Annotated in this window: 15 protein-coding genes and 1 pseudogene; 9 read left to right on the top strand and 7 right to left on the bottom strand. The window is 44.1% G+C overall.

Translation table 11 applies throughout. The features are described from left to right. Positions 1–993: 993 nt before the first annotated feature. From ACMXYR_RS03335 to pdhR, 6 genes are all read right to left on the bottom strand, one after another. Entirely contained in the window at positions 994–2,022 is a 1,029-nt protein-coding gene (locus ACMXYR_RS03335) for an NAD-dependent epimerase/dehydratase family protein (protein WP_415902903.1), read from the bottom strand. 44 nt (positions 2,023–2,066) lie between these two features. Further along, positions 2,067–3,344 carry a Vi polysaccharide biosynthesis UDP-N-acetylglucosamine C-6 dehydrogenase TviB gene (gene tviB / locus ACMXYR_RS03330; RefSeq protein ID WP_415902902.1) on the bottom strand — a complete coding sequence of 426 codons (1,278 nt, stop codon included), beginning with the start codon at positions 3,342–3,344 and terminating at the stop codon, positions 2,067–2,069. 217 nt (positions 3,345–3,561) lie between these two features. After that, positions 3,562–4,899, bottom strand: a complete 1,338-nt coding sequence (locus ACMXYR_RS03325; RefSeq protein ID WP_415902901.1) for a UDP-glucose dehydrogenase family protein — start codon at positions 4,897–4,899, stop codon at positions 3,562–3,564. A 312-nt stretch (positions 4,900–5,211) separates the two neighbouring features. Then, positions 5,212–7,155 carry a dihydrolipoyllysine-residue acetyltransferase gene (aceF, locus tag ACMXYR_RS03320; RefSeq protein WP_415902900.1) on the bottom strand — a complete coding sequence of 648 codons (1,944 nt, stop codon included), beginning with the start codon at positions 7,153–7,155 and terminating at the stop codon, positions 5,212–5,214. Positions 7,156–7,200: 45 nt separating this feature from the next. Beyond that, entirely contained in the window at positions 7,201–9,861 is a 2,661-nt protein-coding gene (aceE, locus tag ACMXYR_RS03315) for a pyruvate dehydrogenase (acetyl-transferring), homodimeric type (RefSeq protein WP_415900185.1), read from the bottom strand. A gap of 231 nt (positions 9,862–10,092) precedes the next feature. Then, complete coding sequence (gene pdhR / locus ACMXYR_RS03310; protein ID WP_415883585.1) at positions 10,093–10,848, bottom strand: pyruvate dehydrogenase complex transcriptional repressor PdhR; 756 nt, start codon at positions 10,846–10,848, stop codon at positions 10,093–10,095. 360 nt (positions 10,849–11,208) lie between these two features. Here pdhR and ACMXYR_RS03305 point away from each other — a divergent pair, with 360 nt between their 5' ends. The 9 genes and pseudogenes from ACMXYR_RS03305 to ACMXYR_RS03265 all read left to right on the top strand — a co-directional run bounded on the left by ACMXYR_RS03305 (position 11,209) and on the right by ACMXYR_RS03265 (position 18,656). After that, a complete protein-coding gene (locus tag ACMXYR_RS03305; protein ID WP_415883584.1) occupies positions 11,209–12,279 on the top strand; it encodes a TRAP transporter substrate-binding protein in 1,071 nt (356 codons plus the stop codon). A gap of 165 nt (positions 12,280–12,444) precedes the next feature. Beyond that, positions 12,445–12,972, top strand: coding sequence for a TRAP transporter small permease subunit (locus ACMXYR_RS03300; RefSeq protein ID WP_415883583.1), 528 nt, complete (start codon positions 12,445–12,447; stop codon positions 12,970–12,972). Beyond that, positions 12,972–14,354 carry a TRAP transporter large permease gene (locus tag ACMXYR_RS03295; protein WP_415883582.1) on the top strand — a complete coding sequence of 461 codons (1,383 nt, stop codon included), beginning with the start codon at positions 12,972–12,974 and terminating at the stop codon, positions 14,352–14,354. Before ACMXYR_RS03300 ends, ACMXYR_RS03295 begins: the two co-directional genes overlap by 1 nt. 94 nt (positions 14,355–14,448) lie before the next feature. Continuing rightward, positions 14,449–15,300: a D-lactate dehydrogenase gene (gene dld, locus ACMXYR_RS03290; protein WP_415902899.1), complete on the top strand. Its 852-nt coding sequence runs from the start codon at positions 14,449–14,451 to the stop codon at positions 15,298–15,300. Continuing rightward, complete coding sequence (dld, locus tag ACMXYR_RS03285; RefSeq protein ID WP_415902898.1) at positions 15,195–16,154, top strand: D-lactate dehydrogenase; 960 nt, start codon at positions 15,195–15,197, stop codon at positions 16,152–16,154. Before dld (ACMXYR_RS03290) ends, dld (ACMXYR_RS03285) begins: the two co-directional genes overlap by 106 nt. Before the next feature lie 128 nt (positions 16,155–16,282). Beyond that, positions 16,283–16,771, top strand: coding sequence for a universal stress protein (locus ACMXYR_RS03280; RefSeq protein ID WP_415883580.1), 489 nt, complete (start codon positions 16,283–16,285; stop codon positions 16,769–16,771). A gap of 65 nt (positions 16,772–16,836) precedes the next feature. Further along, positions 16,837–17,713, top strand: a pseudogene (locus ACMXYR_RS03275) (AEC family transporter). A gap of 36 nt (positions 17,714–17,749) precedes the next feature. Further along, a complete protein-coding gene (locus ACMXYR_RS03270) occupies positions 17,750–17,911 on the top strand; it encodes an ROK family protein (RefSeq protein WP_415902897.1) in 162 nt (53 codons plus the stop codon). Then, positions 17,877–18,656: an ROK family protein gene (locus ACMXYR_RS03265; protein ID WP_415902896.1), complete on the top strand. Its 780-nt coding sequence runs from the start codon at positions 17,877–17,879 to the stop codon at positions 18,654–18,656. Before ACMXYR_RS03270 ends, ACMXYR_RS03265 begins: the two co-directional genes overlap by 35 nt. Positions 18,657–18,702: 46 nt before the next feature. Here the strand turns inward: ACMXYR_RS03265 and ACMXYR_RS03260 are convergent, their stop codons facing one another. Continuing rightward, positions 18,703–18,972: a ComEA family DNA-binding protein gene (locus ACMXYR_RS03260; RefSeq protein ID WP_415902895.1), complete on the bottom strand. Its 270-nt coding sequence runs from the start codon at positions 18,970–18,972 to the stop codon at positions 18,703–18,705. Positions 18,973–19,081: the final 109 nt, after the last annotated feature.

The following is a 19,081-nucleotide window of genomic DNA, read 5'->3' as shown; positions in this document are numbered from 1 at the left end:
ATTATGCTTAACAGCAGAGAGATCAGGAAAGATCTACGCCCTCAAGGATGAGGGCCTCTGTTGTTTAATCAAGGAAGATAAAGGAGCCGACAAGGATGTCGGTACCCTTTAAGGCGTCCATGCCATCTCTAATTCCAAAGTCGCCAACGAAATAAAGTTAACTCCAAAGAAGATTCCTATCTCCCTCGACCAGACAAAATCCATGAGGCAGCTATCAATGCAATCATAAAGTGCTATACACCAGATCAGAAAAAAGCAAAGGCACTTCATACATAACAATAAAAGTTGATAGTTAAAAAATCACCAAATGCGACTCATCAATTTCTATCGTAATTCACTAAATATAGAAGCTAACAAATATTCCCACGAGACTTTGGCACAAAAAAGATATCGCCATCTAAATCAGTAAGCGTCTGATAGAAGCATGCCTGCTACACGTTAATCGCCCTGCCATCAAAGAAAGAAGGAGCTTTCGCACATATTATTTTTAAGGATCATTTTGAGTATAGCAATAACCTACTCAAACATGAGTAATCCAACACTCCTTGCCAACTTAATGACTCAGGAAGTATTTAAGTAATCCTTAGCGCAAAAAAGCACATGAACTAGATTGATCTGCAGCCCTCTTATATAGTAAGGCTTAAAAAGCCTCCTACATCATCTTTTCTGAATGCCACATTAATGCAACCAAAAAGGCCTTTAATGAAAAATCACAACAGATACTTTATACTCATATAATAGTTGAGATTATTCAAACACTACCGTTGGTACATTTTATATAAGCTTATCTGTAGGGTTACATAGTTGATATAAAAATGAACAGAGCCTAACTCAAGATAAATTTTGTCCACACAGATACAAGCCACTATAGACTTAAATCAGAATATACCCTTAAACTTGCAAACAAGCTGACTTAATCTTGGCAACCGGATTCAAACAATCACTCAAAAAAGCAAAAGAAAATACCTTTTGATTGCTTATTGACAAACAGACCTAACTGCTCAAAAACTCTATATACCAAGGCATTACTTCAGCTATACCAATACGAATACGGTACTCAGGCCCGTAACCTAATTTCATTTGCGCTTTAGATATATCTGCTTGCGAATGTCTAACATCTCCTGCTCGGAAATCACGGAAAATAGGCTCACCCTCAACTTTATAGCCATTCTGATTTAAAGCATCTCCAATAGCAGAATAGAGATCATTCAAAGTAGTGCGATCCCCCACCGCCACATTGTACACCTCATCCTTCGCTTCATCTGTTGCAGTTGCAGCTAATAGATTCATTTGAACCGTATTTTCTATGTAACAGAAATCCCGACTTGTTTCCCCATCGCCATTAATAAAGACCTCTTCATTCTGAATCATAGCCGATGTCCACTTCGGGATTACCGCTGCGTAGGCCCCATTAGGGTTTTGACGCTTGCCAAATACATTGAAATATCGTAACCCTATGCTTTTAAAACCATAGGTCCTAGCATAAACATTCGCGTACAATTCATTAACATACTTAGTGACCGCATAAGGAGAAAGTGGTTTACCAATATTCTCTTCGACCTTTGGTAAAGCAGGATGATCACCATAAGTTGAGCTACTTGCTGCATATGTAAAGCTTTTTACTTTTGCTTCTTTACTTGCATGCAACATATTCAGAAAGCCTGTAATGTTTGCACTGTTCGTAGTTATAGGATCCAAAATCGAACGTGGAACCGAGCCTAACGCAGCTTGATGTAGCACATAATCCACTCCCTCCATCACTTTCTGACAGATTTCGAAATCCCTTATATCACCTTCATAGAAAGTAAACATTGCCCACTGATCTTCTTTGACCAGCCTTCTAACTTCATCAAGATTAGCCTGAAAACCTGTAGCGAAATTATCTAGACCAATGACTCGCTGATTCAATTTCAGAAGCGTTTCTAATAAATTCGAACCAATAAACCCTGCAACCCCAGTGATTAACCAAACTTTTGGGGATTTTATAAGATCCGATTTGACTTCTTCATACCTGCTAATCATTTCATGTCAATCCGCTTAATTTAAATTCCTGACCACAACAAACACTACAAACGCATATCTACCTGCTCTTTATTGAGCTGATATTTCAAATCATAAAGCACATGATTATCCTTACCGTGCTTACGGATAGATTCCTCACCCAGCTCTTTAAATTCCTCATGGGCCACCGCCATGATAATCGCATCATAATAGTTTTCTCGAGCCTCACTGATCAATTCCAAACCATACTCATGCTGCGCCTCTTCCGCTGAGCACCAAGGATCTAACACATCAACATTGATGTTATATTCCTCCAGTTCTGAAATAACATCCACAACCTTAGTATTCCTTAAATCAGGACAATTTTCTTTGAAGGTTAGCCCCATCACTAATACGTTTGCACCTTCAACATGAATACGACTCTTCAACATCCTTTTAACTAGCTGAGATACCACATATCCACTCATTCCATCATTTAAACGACGACCTGCCAAAATCATCTCAGGATGGTAGCCAACACTCTGCGCCTTATAAGTTAGATAGTATGGGTCCACACCGATACAATGCCCCCCTACCAATCCAGGACGGAAGGGCAGGAAATTCCATTTGGTTCCTGCAGCTTCTAACACTTCCAGTGTATCAATATTCAAGCGGTTAAAAATGATAGAAAGCTCATTAATAAGGGCAATATTGACATCACGTTGAGTATTTTCAATTACCTTAGCAGCTTCAGCAACCTTAATCGAAGACGCCTTGTGAGTCCCCGCAGCAATAATAGTTTTATAAAGCTGATCAACCGTTTCAGCAACATCCTCTGTTGAACCACTAGTAACCTTAAGGATATTTGTTACGCGATGCTCCTTATCTCCAGGGTTGATTCGCTCAGGCGAGTAACCTGCAAAGAAATCTTTATTAAACTTGAGACCAGAGACACGCTCAACCACCGGTATACAATCATCTTCGGTTGCACCAGGATAGACGGTAGATTCATAAACAATAATATCACCTTTATTGATTACACCGCCTAGCATTTCGCTGGCCTTAATTAATGGGCTCAGATCAGGTGCTTTATGATCACTTATCGGCGTTGGGACTGTGACAATATAAAAATTACACTGTTTAAGAACCTCTTCATCAGCGGAACAAACAAGCTTTGACGCTGATAAGAGCTCTTCCTTTTCCACTTCACGTGTAGAATCATTACCGCTATTTAATTCATCAACTCGATCACAATCGATATCAAATCCAATGGTATTGTAGATTTTCCCAAACTCGACAGCCAAAGGAAGCCCGACATAACCAAGCCCAATAACACCAATTTTGATACCCGACATGTCCAACATGTTGATTTTTTTCCTTTAAAATTTCCAGTTACGAACAGATGGTAATATTCGTGACATTATATCCCCCTAGTTTCAAAAGGGACACTTCCTTTGGTTCTTAAATCTACCTACGTTTATAAGCATCCCAGCCCCGGCGACAAGCCGTTGCAATCAAATCTTTCAGCGTGTAGTCAAAAGCTCACTTACAGAAACCTACCTCCATTCAAAACAAATCTAACTATTTTTGAACACTGCGCCCACGACCTATACCGTAATACTCCAACCCATGACGCTCAACCAGTTCAGGCTCATACATATTACGGCCGTCAATGATGACAGGATTGCTCAACGATTCTTTAATTAGATCAAAATCCGGCGACCAGAATGCGCGCCATTCTGTACAGATAACCAATAGATCAGCCCCTTGCAAAGCACTCTCTTTAGTTCCGACTAACTCAAGATCTGCACGATGACCATAGATTCGCTGTGCTTCCTCCATTGCTTCTGGATCGTAGGCTCTAACTTTAGCCCCTTGCCCCCACAACGCCTCCATCAAAACTCTACTGGTAGCTTCGCGCATATCATCAGTTTTTGGCTTAAATGAAAGCCCCCAAACTGCAATAGTTTTACCCTGTAAATCACCATCAAAATAGTTATTCACATGCTTAAACAAAAGCGATTTCTGACGATAGTTCACTGCCTCAACAGACTTTAGAAGCTGCGCATCATATTCAATACTGTCTGCAGTTCTAACGAGCGCTTGCACATCTTTTGGGAAACATGAACCGCCGTATCCACAGCCTGCATAGATAAAGTGGTAACCGATACGCTCATCTGAACCAATACCCCGGCGGACATTTTCAATATCAGCCCCCAGACGCTCAGCCAGATTGGAAATCTCGTTCATAAAACTAATTTTAGTTGCTAGCATGCAATTAGCAGCGTACTTGGTTAGCTCTGCACTACGTACATCCATAAAGATCATACGATCATGGTTACGGTTGAATGCCGAATAAAGCTCGCGCATCTCTGTCTCTACATGATCGCTTTCTGTACCTATGACGATCCTGTCAGGCCGCATACAGTCATTTACTGCCGCACCTTCTTTTAGAAACTCCGGGTTAGAAGCAACATGATATTCTAACTCTTTACTTCGCAAAGCCAGTACCGATGCAACTTTGGCAGAGACTTTGTCTGCAGTACCTACAGGCACTGTAGATTTATCCACAATAATTTTTGGCGATTCCATGTGGGTAGCAATTGTTTCTGCAACCGCTAGTACATATTTTAGATCCGCTGAGCCATCCTCATCTGGTGGTGTTCCCACAGCAATAAATTGAATCTCAGCATGAGCCACACCTTCGACTGCATCCGTAGTGAAATGCAAACGTCCAGCCTCAAAGTTACTTTGAACAATCGGCGTTAGACCGGGCTCATAAATAGGGATAATGCCTTTTTTTAAATCATCAACTTTCTTCTGATCGACATCTACACAGACTACTTCGTGCCCTACATCGGCCAGAACTGCAGCCTGAACCAGGCCTACATATCCAATACCAAAAACAGTAACTTTCATTCAAATTCCCTTCGAACACAGCCTAAATCTTTAGAACCTTAGCCATGACGATTTATACAATTTATCGATTACTTTGCATTATACCTACGAAAAATTAAAAAGTTATTTCTATTAAGCAGAATAGAAATGACATTGAAGGTATATAGATCGGGCTCAATAAGTGGAGCGTTTAAACGCTGCTATCTGGAGAAATAGGATAACTGGAGGCATAAAAAACGGCGACCTCCTGCACAGAGTCGCCGTTTGTTTTTTTCACTCTCGAAAAAGTCGCCTCCGAAGAGGCGCGAGCCAAGAGAGTGGAAAACTTGCTTATTAGAGTACTAAGCGGCGGATGTCGCTTAGCAAGCCGTTTAGGTAGGTTAGGAACTTACCTGCATCACCACCGTTGATAGCGCGGTGGTCATAAGATAGACACAGAGGCAGCATCTTACGAGGCTCGAACTCTTTACCATTCCAGCGCGGTTCGATATCAGCTTTAGACACACCCAAAATCGCTACTTCCGGTGCATTAACGATTGGCGTGAAGCCAGTACCACCAATGCCACCTAGGCTAGAGATTGTGAAGCATGCACCCTGCATTTCGTCAGGTTTAAGCTTACGGTCTTTAGCTTTACCAGCCAGCTCGATCGCTTCCTTAGAAAGCTCGTAGATACTCTTCTTATCTGCATCCTTAATTACAGGAACCATCAGACCGTTAGGCGTATCTACAGCCATACCGATGTTTACATACTTCTTGTAAACAATGTGCTCGCCATCAGCATGCAGAGAAGCATTGAACTTCGGATGCTCTTTCAGTGCGATAGCAATCGCTTTTAGCATAAACGGCAGCGGTGTCAGCTTAACGCCAGACTTCGCAGCTTCATCCTTCATCTCTTTACGGAACGCTTCCAGATCAGTGATATCAGCCTTATCGAACTGAGTCACGTGCGGAATGTTCAACCAGCAGCGGCTCATGTTGTCGCGTGTAACTTTAGCGATTTTGCTAAGTTTCTCGACTTCTACTTCACCAAACTTGCTGAAATCTACCTCAGGGATTGCCGGAATACCTGAGCCACCCGTTACCGCACCGCCTTTTGGTGCTTCAGCTAGCTGTTTCAGAGCACCTTTAACATATGCCTGAACATCTTCTTTAACGATACGACCTCGACGGCCCGTACCAGCCACAAGAGACAGATCAACACCGAATTCACGGGCAACTGCACGAACAGCAGGGCCAGCATGAACCGTTTTGTTTTTCCTCTCTAGCGCAGCAAGATCAACCTTACCAGCAGCAGGCGCTGGCTTAGCCGGAGCTGGAGCCTCAGGGACAGATGCCGCAGGAGCTGGCGCAGCAGCAGGAGCCGCTGGTGCAGGTGCTGCACCGCCTGAAACCTCAAGCTCTAGCAGAAGATCACCTTCGTTTACCGTATCGCCTTCGTTGATCTTCATGGAAACAACCGTACCCGCTTTAGGTGCTGGCACTTCCATAGATGCCTTATCGGTTTCTAGTACGATCAGGCTATCGCCTTCTTCAACGCTGTCGCCGTCTTTTACCAATACTTCAACAACGTCTACATCACTCGCACCCGATAGATCAGGAATAAGAACGTTTTCTTTACCACCTGCAACAGGTGCTGGCGCTGGCGCAGATTCCTGAGCTGGTGCTGGAGTCGCAGCAGGTGCAGTTACAACTGGAGCAGCCGCACCAACTACACTCAGCTCCATCAAAAGATCACCTTCGTTAACTTGATCATCAACGTTGATCTTCAGAGAAACTACAACACCGTCTTTAGGTGCTGGCACTTCCATAGATGCCTTATCTGTTTCCAGTACGATCAGGCTATCGCCTTCAGATACTGTGTCACCGTCTTTGACTAGTACCTCAACAACATCGACATCAGTTGCGCCGGACAGATCCGGGATCAGTACATTTTCAACGGCAGAAGCGGCTGCAGGTGCAGCAGCTGGAGCCGGTGCAGCTTCTGGTTCAGCCGTCGGCGCAGGCGCTTCTTCTGCGGCTGGAGCTTCAGATGCAGCAGCACCTGTATCTAGCTCAAGCAGAAGATCACCTTCGTTTACTTGGTCATCAACATTGACCTTCATGGAAACAACCACACCACTATGAGTCGCTGGCACTTCCATGGATGCTTTGTCTGTTTCCAGAACAATCAGGCTATCGCCTTCGTTGATAGTGTCGCCGTCATTTACCAGCACTTCAACAACATCAACATCTGTGGAACCTGATAGGTCTGGCACAGTAATTGTGATAATACTCACTTTGAATTCCTCCAGTTCTAAGCTGTTAAGAAGCTCATCGCAGACTTAAACAGTCCACGGTGCCGGTTTAGCCGGGTTGATATTGAACTTCTGCATGGCTTTAGCGACTACTTCGCCTTCAACCTTGCCTTCTTCCTGGAGTGCTCTTAGCGCAGCCAGAACAACGTAGTAACGGTTAACTTCAAAGAATTCACGCAACTTAGTACGTGTATCAGAACGACCATAGCCATCTGTACCTAGTACCTTGAAGTTACGGGGAATGTATTCACGCAGCTGATCAGCATAAGAGCGCATGTAGTCAGTCGATGCGATAACCGGACCTTCACCACGGCTTTCGATGCACTGAGTTACGTAAGCTTTCTTCTGCTCAGCTTCTGGGTTCAGCATGTTTTCACGAGCTACTGACATCGCATCACGACGAAGTTCGTTGATCGATGTTGTGCTCCAGATATCAGACTCTACACCAAACTCTTCGCTTAGAATTTCAGCCGCAGCTTCAACCTCACGAAGGATCGTGCCACAGCCCATTAGCTGAACTTTCTTATCTGAGTCTTTACCCTCTTTAAGCAAGTACATACCTTTGATGATGCCTTCTTCAGCACCTTGAGGCATAGCTGGGTGGTGGTAGTTTTCGTTCATTGTCGTGATGTAGTAGAAGCAGTTTTCCTGATCCTGATACATGCGACGTAAACCGTCCTGAACAATCACGGCTAGCTCGTAGCCATAGGTTGGATCGTAGGACTTACAGTTCGGAATCATCTGAGCCATCAGATGGCTGTGACCATCCTGGTGCTGCAAACCTTCACCGTTTAGCGTTGTACGACCAGAAGTCGCACCGATCAGGAAGCCACGTGCCTGCATATCACCTGCAGCCCATGCCAAATCCATCACGCGCTGGAAACCGAACATAGAGTAGTAAATGTAGAACGGCACCATTGTGCAGTTGTTGTTTGCATAGGATGTAGCCGCAGCCATCCATGCAGACATCGCACCTGCTTCGTTGATACCTTCTTCTAGAATCTGACCTGTTTTAGATTCTTTGTAGAACATGATCTGATCAGAATCGTGTGGTACGTAGCGCTGACCTTCAGAAGTATAGATACCCAACTGACGGAACATACCTTCCATACCGAAAGTACGTGCTTCATCAGGTACGATTGGTACAACACGCTCACCCATGTTTTTGTTTTTAACCAGCGTGCTCATCACACGGTTAAGAACCATCTGGGTAGAGGCTGCGCGCTTACCACTGTCTTTCAACTGACCGTCAAAATCAGACAATGGTGGCGTTTCTAGTTTTTCGAATTCCGTGCGACGTACTGGGTAGAAACCACCCAAGCTTTCACGGCGTTCGAACATGTACTTCATTTCTGGTGAATCAGGAGCCGGACGGTAGTAAGGCACGTCCTTCAACTGATCATCAGATAGTGGAATATTAAAGCGATCACGGAAATCTTTAAGATCATCCATCGCGACTTTCTTCATCGAGTGTGTGTCGTTTTTCGCTTCGCCCGATTTACCCGTACCGTAACCTTTTACAGTCTGTGCAAGGATTACAGTTGGCTGACCTTTGTGATTTACTGCTTCGTTGTATGCAGCAAATACTTTGTATGGGTCATGACCACCACGGTTCAGATTCATGATGTCATCATCAGACAGATCTGAAACCATTTCTAGTAGTTCTGGGTACTTACCGAAGAAGTGCTCACGAGTGTACGCACCACCATTAGCCTTGTAGTTTTGCAACTCACCGTCACAAACTTCGTCAAAGCGTTTTTGAAGAAGACCTTTAGTGTCTTTTTCGAACAGGGCGTCCCAATGACGACCCCATAGACATTTGATAACGTTCCAACCAGCGCCGCGGAAGATACCTTCTAGCTCTTGAACGATCTTGCCGTTACCACGAACAGGACCATCAAGACGCTGTAGGTTACAGTTAACTACGAAGATCAGGTTTTCAAGCTGCTCACGACCTGCAAGAGAGATAGCACCTAGAGATTCTGGCTCATCACACTCACCGTCACCTAGGAAAGCCCATACCTTACGATCACCACGATTAATCAATTCACGCGCAGAAAGATAACGCATAACGTGTGCCTGGTAGATCGCCTGAATTGGACCAAGCCCCATAGATACGGTTGGGAACTGCCAGAAGTCAGGCATCAACCAAGGGTGTGGATAAGATGAAAGACCGTTGCCATCAACTTCACGGCGGTAGTTATCCATCTGCTCTTCAGTTAAACGACCCTCTAGGTATGCACGAGAGTAGATACCTGGAGAGATATGGCCTTGGAAGAAGACCATGTCAGATTCCTGACCGCCTTCATTACCACGGAAGAAGTAGTTAAAACCGATATCGTATAGCGTTGCAGAAGAGGAGAAAGATGAAATGTGGCCACCTAGGCCATCTTCGTTGTCGTTAGCACGCATAACCATTGCCATTGCGTTCCAACGAATGAAAGAACGAATACGGCGCTCCATAAACAGGTCGCCCGGCATACGTGATTCATCTTTAACAGAAATAGTATTGCGATAAGGTGTAGTCAGTGCCGTACCTGAGCTTACGCCCATATCATTGGCTTTTTCACCTAACTTACGCAGTATGTATTTGGCACGATCGTCGCCATCATTCTTTGCAACTGATTCCAGCGCATCCAACCACTCTTGGGTTTCAATTGGATCAACGTCATCAATAATGTCTTGCACTTTGACCTCTCCACTCTAAAAAGTTAACGCAGCATGTATTTTTTGTAATCTGATCTTTGTTAACCAAACCAACTTGTTACATTAAAAGTAGCAGCTGAATGACTAAACAGACCTTATAATATTAGTTTTGTAGTAATACTACATTTAAATTAGTACTTATGTCTACATTTATACTCAAAACGTATCAAAAAACTAAAACAGCCACTTATTTGTGTAGTTTATATACAAGAATTAAATATTAGCTCGGCGCAGAGCACGCTCTAAACGTGTATTTTCACGCTCACCTTCCAACAACGCCTCTTCGACATAAGCCAGATGGTGATGAGCTGCCTGACGCGCCTTTTCAGGATCACCTTCTAAAATCGCATCCATCAGCACTTTATGCTGATCATGGATCTTTTCGCGGTAATCAGAGTTCGGGTAGATGTTTTTAAGGTTGTCCCAGATATGTTCGCGCAGCAGATTAAACAACGCTCGCATCATATGCAGAAGAACCATGTTGTGAGTTGAGGCAGCGATTGCCAAGTGGAAGTCCACATCAGCATATACCTCTTTCTGAATGTCTTTGGTATCGTGATAGCGCTGAAGATCGTCGTAACACTTCAAGATCGCCTCTTTATCAGCAGGCGTACTTCGCAGGGCCGCATAATAAGCTGCAACACCTTCTAAAGCATGACGAAACTCTAGCAGATCATATTGAGCTTCAGGGTGGGTTCGAAATAACTCAAGCAGTGGATCAGAGAAGGAACCACCCAAATCTTCAGAGACATAAGTACCACCGCCCTGGCGACTGATTAGCAAACCCTTAGCCGCCAATTTTTGCACTGCTTCTCTAAGCGAAGGCCTAGATACTTCAAACTGCTTTGCAAGTTCGCGCTCAGGTGGTAATTTTTGTCCTGGCTTTAACGTCCCTTCCAAAATCATGGCTTCCATCTGTTCCATGATTACGTCAGAAATCTTTGGCTGCTTAACCCGGTTGTAACTCATCTTTCACACTCAAATTATATTGGTAAGACCAATATCAATAGTAATTTAATCTACATTAGCAACACAATAGCCTAAGCGGAATAATTTTATTTACCACATTTATCCTATTCACAGAGCCTATATAAATGCTGACTATGAAATAGATTTCACCAATGTTATAAATCTGGACTATAGTCATTTAACAGCAAAAAAACATTGACAGACCTTGCTCAAAAAAAATACAGTAGCATATCTCTTATGGTAAATTGGTATTACCAATTGAGATTACTGCAGCGCAGCAGAGGTCTTATCATCCCAATACCCTCTCCTCCTGCATCTCAATACTAAATATAAAAAAATGAATCTCTTAGAGGATGTGACATGAAAAAGTTCGCCAAGTCTCTGATCTCTGCAGCTGTGGTTACTGCTGCTATTGCAGGTACGACAGCTCCAGCTCAAGCTTCTGACAAACTACTTCTAAAAACTCCAATTGCTTTCGGTTCTCACCTACCAGCGCTAGGCACTCCAATTGTTTGGGTTGCTGATCAGCTTAAGCTTGTAAGTGACGGCAAAATGAAAATGAAAATTTATGAGCCAGGCAAGTTGGTTAGCCCTAAAGAGATTCTGGACGCAGTTTCTACTGGTAAAGTTAACTCTGGTTACTCTACTGCTGGTTACTGGCAGGGTAAAATGCCTGCAGCTGCACTTTTCTCTGCAGTTCCATTTGGCCCAGAAGCTGGCGAATACATGGCTTGGTTGTACTACGGTAACGGTATGAACCTTTACCAAGAGATGTACGACACAGCAGGCTACAACGTTAAAGTTCTTCCTTGTGCGATTATCTCTCCAGAAACATCTGGTTGGTTCTCTAAGCCAATCGAAAAACCAGAAGACCTAAAAGGTCTTAACATGCGTTTCTTCGGTCTAGGTGCTGATGTAATGGAAAAACTGGGCGTAGGCACAGTACAACTTCCAGGCGGCGAAATCTTCGGTGCACTTGAGAAAGGTGCAATCGATGCATCTGAGTTCTCTCAGCCTGCAATTGACCAGCGTCTAGGCTTCCACAAGATCGTTAAGTACAACTACTTCCCAGGCTGGCACCAGCAGGCGACAGTATTCGAACTACTGATCAACAAAGACACTTGGGGCAAGATGAGCAAAGGTCAGAAGGCACTTGTTGAAACAACATGTAAAGCGTCTATGACTAACGCGATTGCTGAAGGTGAAGCGATGCAGTTCCCTGTAATGCAGAAAGCAGCTGACAACGGCGTTCAGATCCGTTACTGGAACGACACAATGCTAAGCACTTTCAAATCTACTTGGGATGAAGTAGTTGCAGAGAAAACTGCTGCTGATCCATTCTTCAAGAAAGTATGGGATGACATGAGCACGTTCCGTAAAGGTTACGACCTTTGGGAAGCTAACGCATTCCTACCACGCGCAACTAAGTAAGACGACTCTCTTCGGAAGGTGCCCAGCCCTCCGAAGAATTTCAGGGCAGCTTCGGCTGCCCTGTTTGCCTGTACATACAGGTAATCTATAAAAATAAATAATTAGATTTTTGAGTGAGCACTACTCGGCAAAGAATCTAATAAGAAGTAGCGAAGGTAAGTTTCAGTGACTGAAAATGAAAAGCTGACCCCAGTGCCCCTCGCAGATGCGATAGATAATTTTATTAAACGCATCGGTCTCACTATCGCTTGGACCTATGTAGTTCTTGTATTAGTGATTATGCTGCAGGTCATTTTGCGCAAAGGATTTGCTAGCGGCTTAATCGCCCTAGAAGAACTGCAATGGCACCTATATTCCATTGGCGTAATGTTTGGTCTTTCTTATGCCCAAACCACAAATTCACATATCCGCGTAGACCTGTTCTATTCACGCCTAAGGGCGAACACTAAGCGCTGGATCGAAGTTATTAGCATCCCAACGATGGTTCTTCCATTTGTTGCAATCATCTTTATGCAAAGTATCGATTTCGTTGCTGAATCCTATCGAGTAAACGAAGGCTCAGAAGCCGCTTCCGGCCTACCGTATCGCTGGATCATAAAAGGTGTTATTCCGGTAAGTTTTGGCTTACTAGCATTAGCACTTATCTCTCGTTTTATTCGTGATTTGACTCTAATTATTAAAGGTGATGACTGATGGATGCGAATGAAGTTCTCGTAATCGCGATGTTCCTGTCGTTCATCGCGCTTCTATTTACAGGTATACCTGTCGCTTGGGTATTAGGCGGCATCGGTATCATTTTTGCCTTTTTAGGGCAATTTACAGACACATACATGGATACCATGACAGGTCTGGACTACACCACACTTGGGCTTGTAGTTAACCGTCTATGGACCATCATGGAAAACTGGATTCTGGTAGCCCTCCCCATGTTCATATTTATGGGGATCATGCTTGATAAATCTGGCGTTGCTGAACGCTTGATGAAATCAATGCAGGAGCTATTTGGTCGTGTTCACGGCGGTCTTGCGATTACAGTAACAGCGATTGGTATCATCCTAGCTGCATCCACCGGCATCATCGGTGCATCCGTTGTACTACTGGCGGTTATGTCACTACCAGCGATGACTAAGCAAGGCTATAACATGCCACTTGCGCTAGGTACGATCGCTTCTGCAGGCACGCTAGGCATCCTAATCCCACCAAGCATCATGCTGGTTATCATGGCTGACCAATTAGGTCTGTCAGTTGGTGACCTCTTTATGGGCGCTGTCTTCCCAGGCCTAATGCTTGGCGCGTTTTACATTATCTACATTCTTGCTCGTGGCTTTATTAATCCAAGCCACATGCCGATCCCGGATGATGCAAAACCTGTTGATCTAAAGATTTTCTTTAATGTCCTAAAAGATGTTCTTCCGACACTACTTCTTATCATTGTAGTGCTAGGCTCTATCTTTGCGGGTATTGCAACGCCGACCGAAGCCGCTGGTGTAGGTGCATTTGGTGCAACGCTTCTAGCAATGTACAACAAGAAGTTTAGCTTCAAAGTACTGCATGAAGTTGTTGGCGGGACAATGAACACAACTGCCTACATCTTCGCGATCTTCATTGGTGCAACATGTTTCGCTCTTGTTCTTCGTGAACTAGGTGGCGATGAGATGATCGAAGAGTTTCTAACAGGCCTTCCATTTGGCCCTTATGGAATCATCTTCTTCATCCTAGCGGTTATTTTTCTACTAGGTTTCTTCCTGGATTGGATCGAGATCACGCTAATCATCTTGCCACTACTAGCACCTGTAATTTCGGCCCTCGGCTTAGATATTACGGCTCCGGGAATCGATAACCCAGAATTGGTTTGGTTCGTCATGCTCGTCGCCATGGCCTTGCAGACCTCGTTCTTAACGCCCCCCGTCGGGTTTGCCCTTTTCTATCTTAAAGGGGTATGCCCACCAAACGTTAAGATCACTGATATTTATAAAGGTGTAATTCCTTTCATTATTCTTCAGTTAGCAGCGCTACTGGTACTAGTATTCTGGCCTCAGATCGTTCTTTGGCTACCAACTATCGCCTACAGTTAAGATAACTGAATAGCACTGGGTATCTAAGATGCCCAGTGCACACATATATAATAATTAGGCCTTAAGGCCATTTAGAGCTAGTAGAGTACTTCATATGTCCAGCCACGATCTTCTCGATCAGTTAAGGTCTATCCTTGGCGAGAACAATGTTCTCACTGGGGAAAACCAGACCGAACACTATCGCACAGGTTTCCGCTCCGGCGAGGGTTCTGCCCTTGCAGTAGTATTTCCAACCACACTGTTAGAACAGTGGAAGGTTCTAGATACCTGCATTAAAGCCGATACGATTGTGATTATGCAGGCCGCTAACACAGGTCTGACAGAAGGCTCCACTCCAAGTGGTGACGACTATGATCGTGAGATTATCGTCATCAACACCACGCGCATGAACAAAATCTACCTGATTGATGAAGGCAAGCAGATCATCAGCTTCCCTGGGGCGACACTATTCACCCTTGAGAAGATGCTAAAGCCTATTAATCGTGCACCCCATTCTGTCATTGGCTCTTCCTGTATCGGCGCTTCAATTGTTGGCGGTATTGCAAACAACTCCGGCGGTGCCTTGGTTCAACGTGGGCCAGCTTATACTGAGCTCTCTCTGTTTGCTCAGCTTAACGATAATGGCGAATTGGAATTGGTGAATCACCTTGGTATTGACCTAGGCGAAACACCCGAAGAGATCCTTACAAATCTAGAACAGAAAAACTTTACCGACGCTGATGTTAAAGCCAGCACTCAAAAAGCATCGGCAAACGATTACCCTGAAATTGTTCGCGATGTAGATGCAGATTCACCTGCACGCTACAACGCTGATACTAGCCGCTTATATGAATCCAGCGGTTGCGCAGGCAAAGTGGGTGTATTCGCTGTGCGCTTAGATACCTTCCCTGTCGCACAAAAAGAGAACAGGTTTATTACATTGGTACCAATGATGCCAATGAACTGACAGAGATTCGTCGCCATATTCTGCAACACTTCGACAACCTACCTGAAGTGGCTGAATACATGCATAAAGATATCTACGACATTGCTGAAAAATACGGCAAAGATACTTTTATGATGATTAACTACTTTGGCACCGACCCGCTTCCAAAGCTTTTCGCTATGAAAGGTCGTATCTCTGCTGCACTGAATAAGATCAGCTTCTTGCCGAAGGATATTCCAGATCGCGTTATGCAGGTTATGAGCCGATGCTGGCCAAATATTCTGCCAAAACGTATGCGCGATTTCCGCGAGAAGTATGATCACTACCTCGTGCTAAAAATGAGCGACGGTGGTATCCCTGAAGCAGATAAGTTTCTAAAAGAGTTCTTCAGTAACAGTCAGTCTGGCGATTATTTCGAATGCGATGCAGATGAAGCCAAAAAAGCTTATCTACACCGTTTTGCCGCTGCAGGTGCCGCTATTCGTTATCAGATCATCCACCAGAATGAGGTCGAAGATATTCTGGCACTCGACATTGCACTTCGTCGAAATGATCCGGATTGGGTAGAAAAACTACCGGAAGAGATCAGCAAGCATATTGTTCACTCACTCTACTACGGTCATTTCATGTGTCACGTTTTCCATCAGGATTACATTCTGAAGAAAGGCGCTGATGGTAAAGCGGTGAAGAAGATGATGTTAGAGCTTCTTGCACAGAAAGGTGCGAAATACCCTGCTGAGCATAACGTAGGCCACCTATATGAAGCTGAAGAAGGGCTACAGAACTTCTACTTCTCGTTAGACCCGACAAACACGTTTAACCCAGGGATTGGTAAAACACCAAAGTCGCGCTGTGGCTGCGGTACGCCGCATTAAATATAACTAAAAATTTATATATTGAGCTAGGTCTATAGATTGTCGAGTAAATCTGAGCACCGACTTACGAAGTGCTAAACTGACCAAATTCAATACTTTAGTCTAAGACTGTTTTTGAGGAAATGATCATGGCACTTCCAGATATCAAAACTATTCTTTACGCAACATCTTTGGGCAAACACACTCGACCTGTATTCCGCCAAGCGGTTAACCAGGCAGTGCTAAATGATGCCAAGATCGTAATGCTGCACGTTGTAGAGCCGATGGGTGAGATGGGACATGCACTGATCCAAAACTATGTATCTGAAGATCTTATCAAGCAGATGCATGACGAAGGTATCAAAGAGATTCACAACACCATGCAGGAACGTGTTGAAAAATTCTGTGAAGACGAACTGCAAAGTTTAGAAAAGCCTGTAGTGCTTAACATTGAGCACAAGGTTGCTGAAGGCAATCAAACCGATTCTATTCTTGGTGCTGCGCAAGCTGAAAATGCTGATATGATCGTTATGGGCGCGGAAAACCGATTTGGTCACCATAGCCATACAAGCCAGCAAGTGATGCGTAATTCCAAGATTCCTGTACTGATTGTTCAAACAGGAAAAGAGTACGATTAAACGCTCCAAAGTAGGCCACAACTGACATATAAGGTAGTTATTGATGGAAGTACAAGGTCTACCTACTGATTGAACGGATATTCCTTACCGTGTTCCCACTTGTGGCGATTGTCACAGTGGGATTTTTTTATGCCCGCCGCTACCAGCCGGACATGAATGCAGCCAATCAGATCAATATTGATGTTTTTGTTCCTGCGCTGATCTTTGCTGTTTTATCTGCTGAATCATTTGATCTAATTAAGTACCAATCTCTCGCCATTGGCGCCGCTATTATCGTGATTGGCTCAGGTATTCTGCTCTACCCTGCCTGTAAACTGTTAAAGGTACATCCTAAAACGTTCCTACCTCCAATGATGTTCAGCAACAGTGGTAATTTGGGTATACCGCTGATTGTCTTAGCGTTTGGAGAAAGCGCGCTGCAAGCCGCTGTAGTCTTATTTCTAGTGGAAAATTTGCTCCACTTTACCGTCGGTATCTACATACTGGATCATAAGACTCGTTTGCTTAATCTACTTCGCATGCCGATGATTTTAGCAACCATTTTAGGCCTTATCTGGAGCGGCTTCGATCTACCGATCCCTAAAGCAGTCCATCCATACCTTTATCGATATGCTGGGCCAGATAGCCATTCCATTAATGCTCTTTGCACTGGGCGTAAGAATGACTAGCGTAGACTTTTCTAATTGGAGAATAGGTAGCCTCAGCGCGGTACTCTGCCCTGTCAGCGGTATTATCATCGCTCTGATCTGCCAGCAGTTCTTACAACTGGATGCGACACAGTTTGCCTATCTAGTTGTCTTTGGTGCGCTACCACCAGCCGTTTTAAATTACATGATTGCCGAACGTTACAATCAAGAGCCCCATCAAGTCGCTTCGATTGTTTTGCTAGGCAATATGGGCAGTCTCATTTTTATTCCAATCACTCTCGCTTTTGTTATATAAAATCACTTAAATATTCTCAAATAGCATGAGAGAAAAATGGACTACTGTATCGGTATAGATCTTGGCGGCACCAAGATCGAGATTATTGCGCTGACTCCATCTTCAGATGTTCTATTTAGATATCGCGTTCCTACGCCACAAGGGAATTACCAAGCTACCCTAGATGCAATTTTCTCGCTCGCTTATAGAAAGAGCTGAAAGCAACATAAAGCATCCAGCTCGCTCCATTGGTATTGGAATTCCCGGTGCCGTTTCGCGAGAAACAGGTTTAATTAAAAACGCTAACTCTACCTGCTTAATCGGCCACCCATTAGATAAAGACTTGAGCGAGCGACTACAAAAGCCTATTCAAATCGCCAACGATGCTGATTGTTTTACACTGTCTGAAGCTATCGATGGTAGCGGCAAAGACTACAACTCTGTCTTTGGAGTAATCTTAGGTACCGGCGTTGGCGGAGGCATTACAATAAATAAGCAACTGCTTAGCGGTCCAAATTCTATTTGCGGCGAATGGGGACATAACCCCCTACCTAGACTGGATGCGTCCGATGGAAATGGGCGAGATTGTTATTGCGGCAAACAAGACTGTATAGAGACGTTCTTATCTGGCCCAGGGTTCACAAATCACTATAACGATTCGACTTTTTCACATTTAGATACGGAATCAATCTGGGAACTCGCTAAAGCTGGAGACAAGTCAGCAGTAGCAGTAGATTATTGCAACTTATACATCGAGCAGCTGGCTAAAGCCCTCTCATCGGTTATAAACATACTGGATCCTGACGTTATTGTGTTAGGCGGCGGGCTTTCAAACCAGAACGATATCTATCAGAAACTTCCAGAGAGGTTAGCCCAATATGTATTCTCTGATTCGATGAATACGCCGATTTTGAAAGCGCAATTTGGCGACTCCAGCGGAGTCCGTGGAGCCGCCTGGTTGTAACACCCAAATCGCTCTGAGCCTTACAACCTACTACTAGTGCTTAACGCTACTTCTTACTCGCCACTTCTTTCTTTTTATCCACAACCTCTTGAATAGAGATATTTGAGCGATTTTTCTCAACTGTGGCAGCACCAATGCCTTTCACTTCAGTTAATTGATCTACCGATGTGAAAGGACCATTGTTAGTACGATACTCAACAATAGCTTCTGCCTTAGCTACCCCAATACCATTAAGGTTTTGTGCTAACTGTTCGGCTGTAGCGGTATTAAGATCGATAGGAGCTGCAAAAGCAGACAAGACAAAGAGAATACACAAGCGAACGCCATGATCAGCGCTCTTAAAGAAGAAAGTTTCATAGTAAATTCCTTTTACTTTATTTTAGGTCTGACCTCATCCATTTAGGCCAGACCTTCTTTATAACTTG

It is taken from the genome of Neptuniibacter sp. QD29_5 (genome assembly GCF_047778125.1).
GTDB lineage: Bacteria > Pseudomonadota > Gammaproteobacteria > Pseudomonadales > Balneatricaceae > Neptuniibacter.
The sequence above is the reverse complement of the archived record's forward strand: the minus strand, read 5'-3'. Positions and strand labels throughout refer to the sequence as shown.

What these genes read in the sequence shown, in the direction of transcription:
- ACMXYR_RS03280 (WP_415883580.1), top strand. Translation starts at nt 16,283, where the DNA reads ATGGCACTTCCAGATATCAAAACTATTCTTTACGCAACATCTTTGGGC.
- ACMXYR_RS03295 (WP_415883582.1), top strand. Translation starts at nt 12,972, where the DNA reads ATGGATGCGAATGAAGTTCTCGTAATCGCGATGTTCCTGTCGTTCATC.
- ACMXYR_RS03270 (WP_415902897.1), top strand. Translation starts at nt 17,750, where the DNA reads ATGGACTACTGTATCGGTATAGATCTTGGCGGCACCAAGATCGAGATT.
- dld (WP_415902899.1), top strand. Translation starts at nt 14,449, where the DNA reads ATGTCCAGCCACGATCTTCTCGATCAGTTAAGGTCTATCCTTGGCGAG.
- tviB (WP_415902902.1), bottom strand. Translation starts at nt 3,344, where the DNA reads ATGTTGGACATGTCGGGTATCAAAATTGGTGTTATTGGGCTTGGTTAT.
- pdhR (WP_415883585.1), bottom strand. Translation starts at nt 10,848, where the DNA reads ATGAGTTACAACCGGGTTAAGCAGCCAAAGATTTCTGACGTAATCATG.
- ACMXYR_RS03305 (WP_415883584.1), top strand. Translation starts at nt 11,209, where the DNA reads ATGAAAAAGTTCGCCAAGTCTCTGATCTCTGCAGCTGTGGTTACTGCT.
- ACMXYR_RS03265 (WP_415902896.1), top strand. Translation starts at nt 17,877, where the DNA reads ATGCAATTTTCTCGCTCGCTTATAGAAAGAGCTGAAAGCAACATAAAG.
- ACMXYR_RS03335 (WP_415902903.1), bottom strand. Translation starts at nt 2,022, where the DNA reads ATGATTAGCAGGTATGAAGAAGTCAAATCGGATCTTATAAAATCCCCA.
- ACMXYR_RS03325 (WP_415902901.1), bottom strand. Translation starts at nt 4,899, where the DNA reads ATGAAAGTTACTGTTTTTGGTATTGGATATGTAGGCCTGGTTCAGGCT.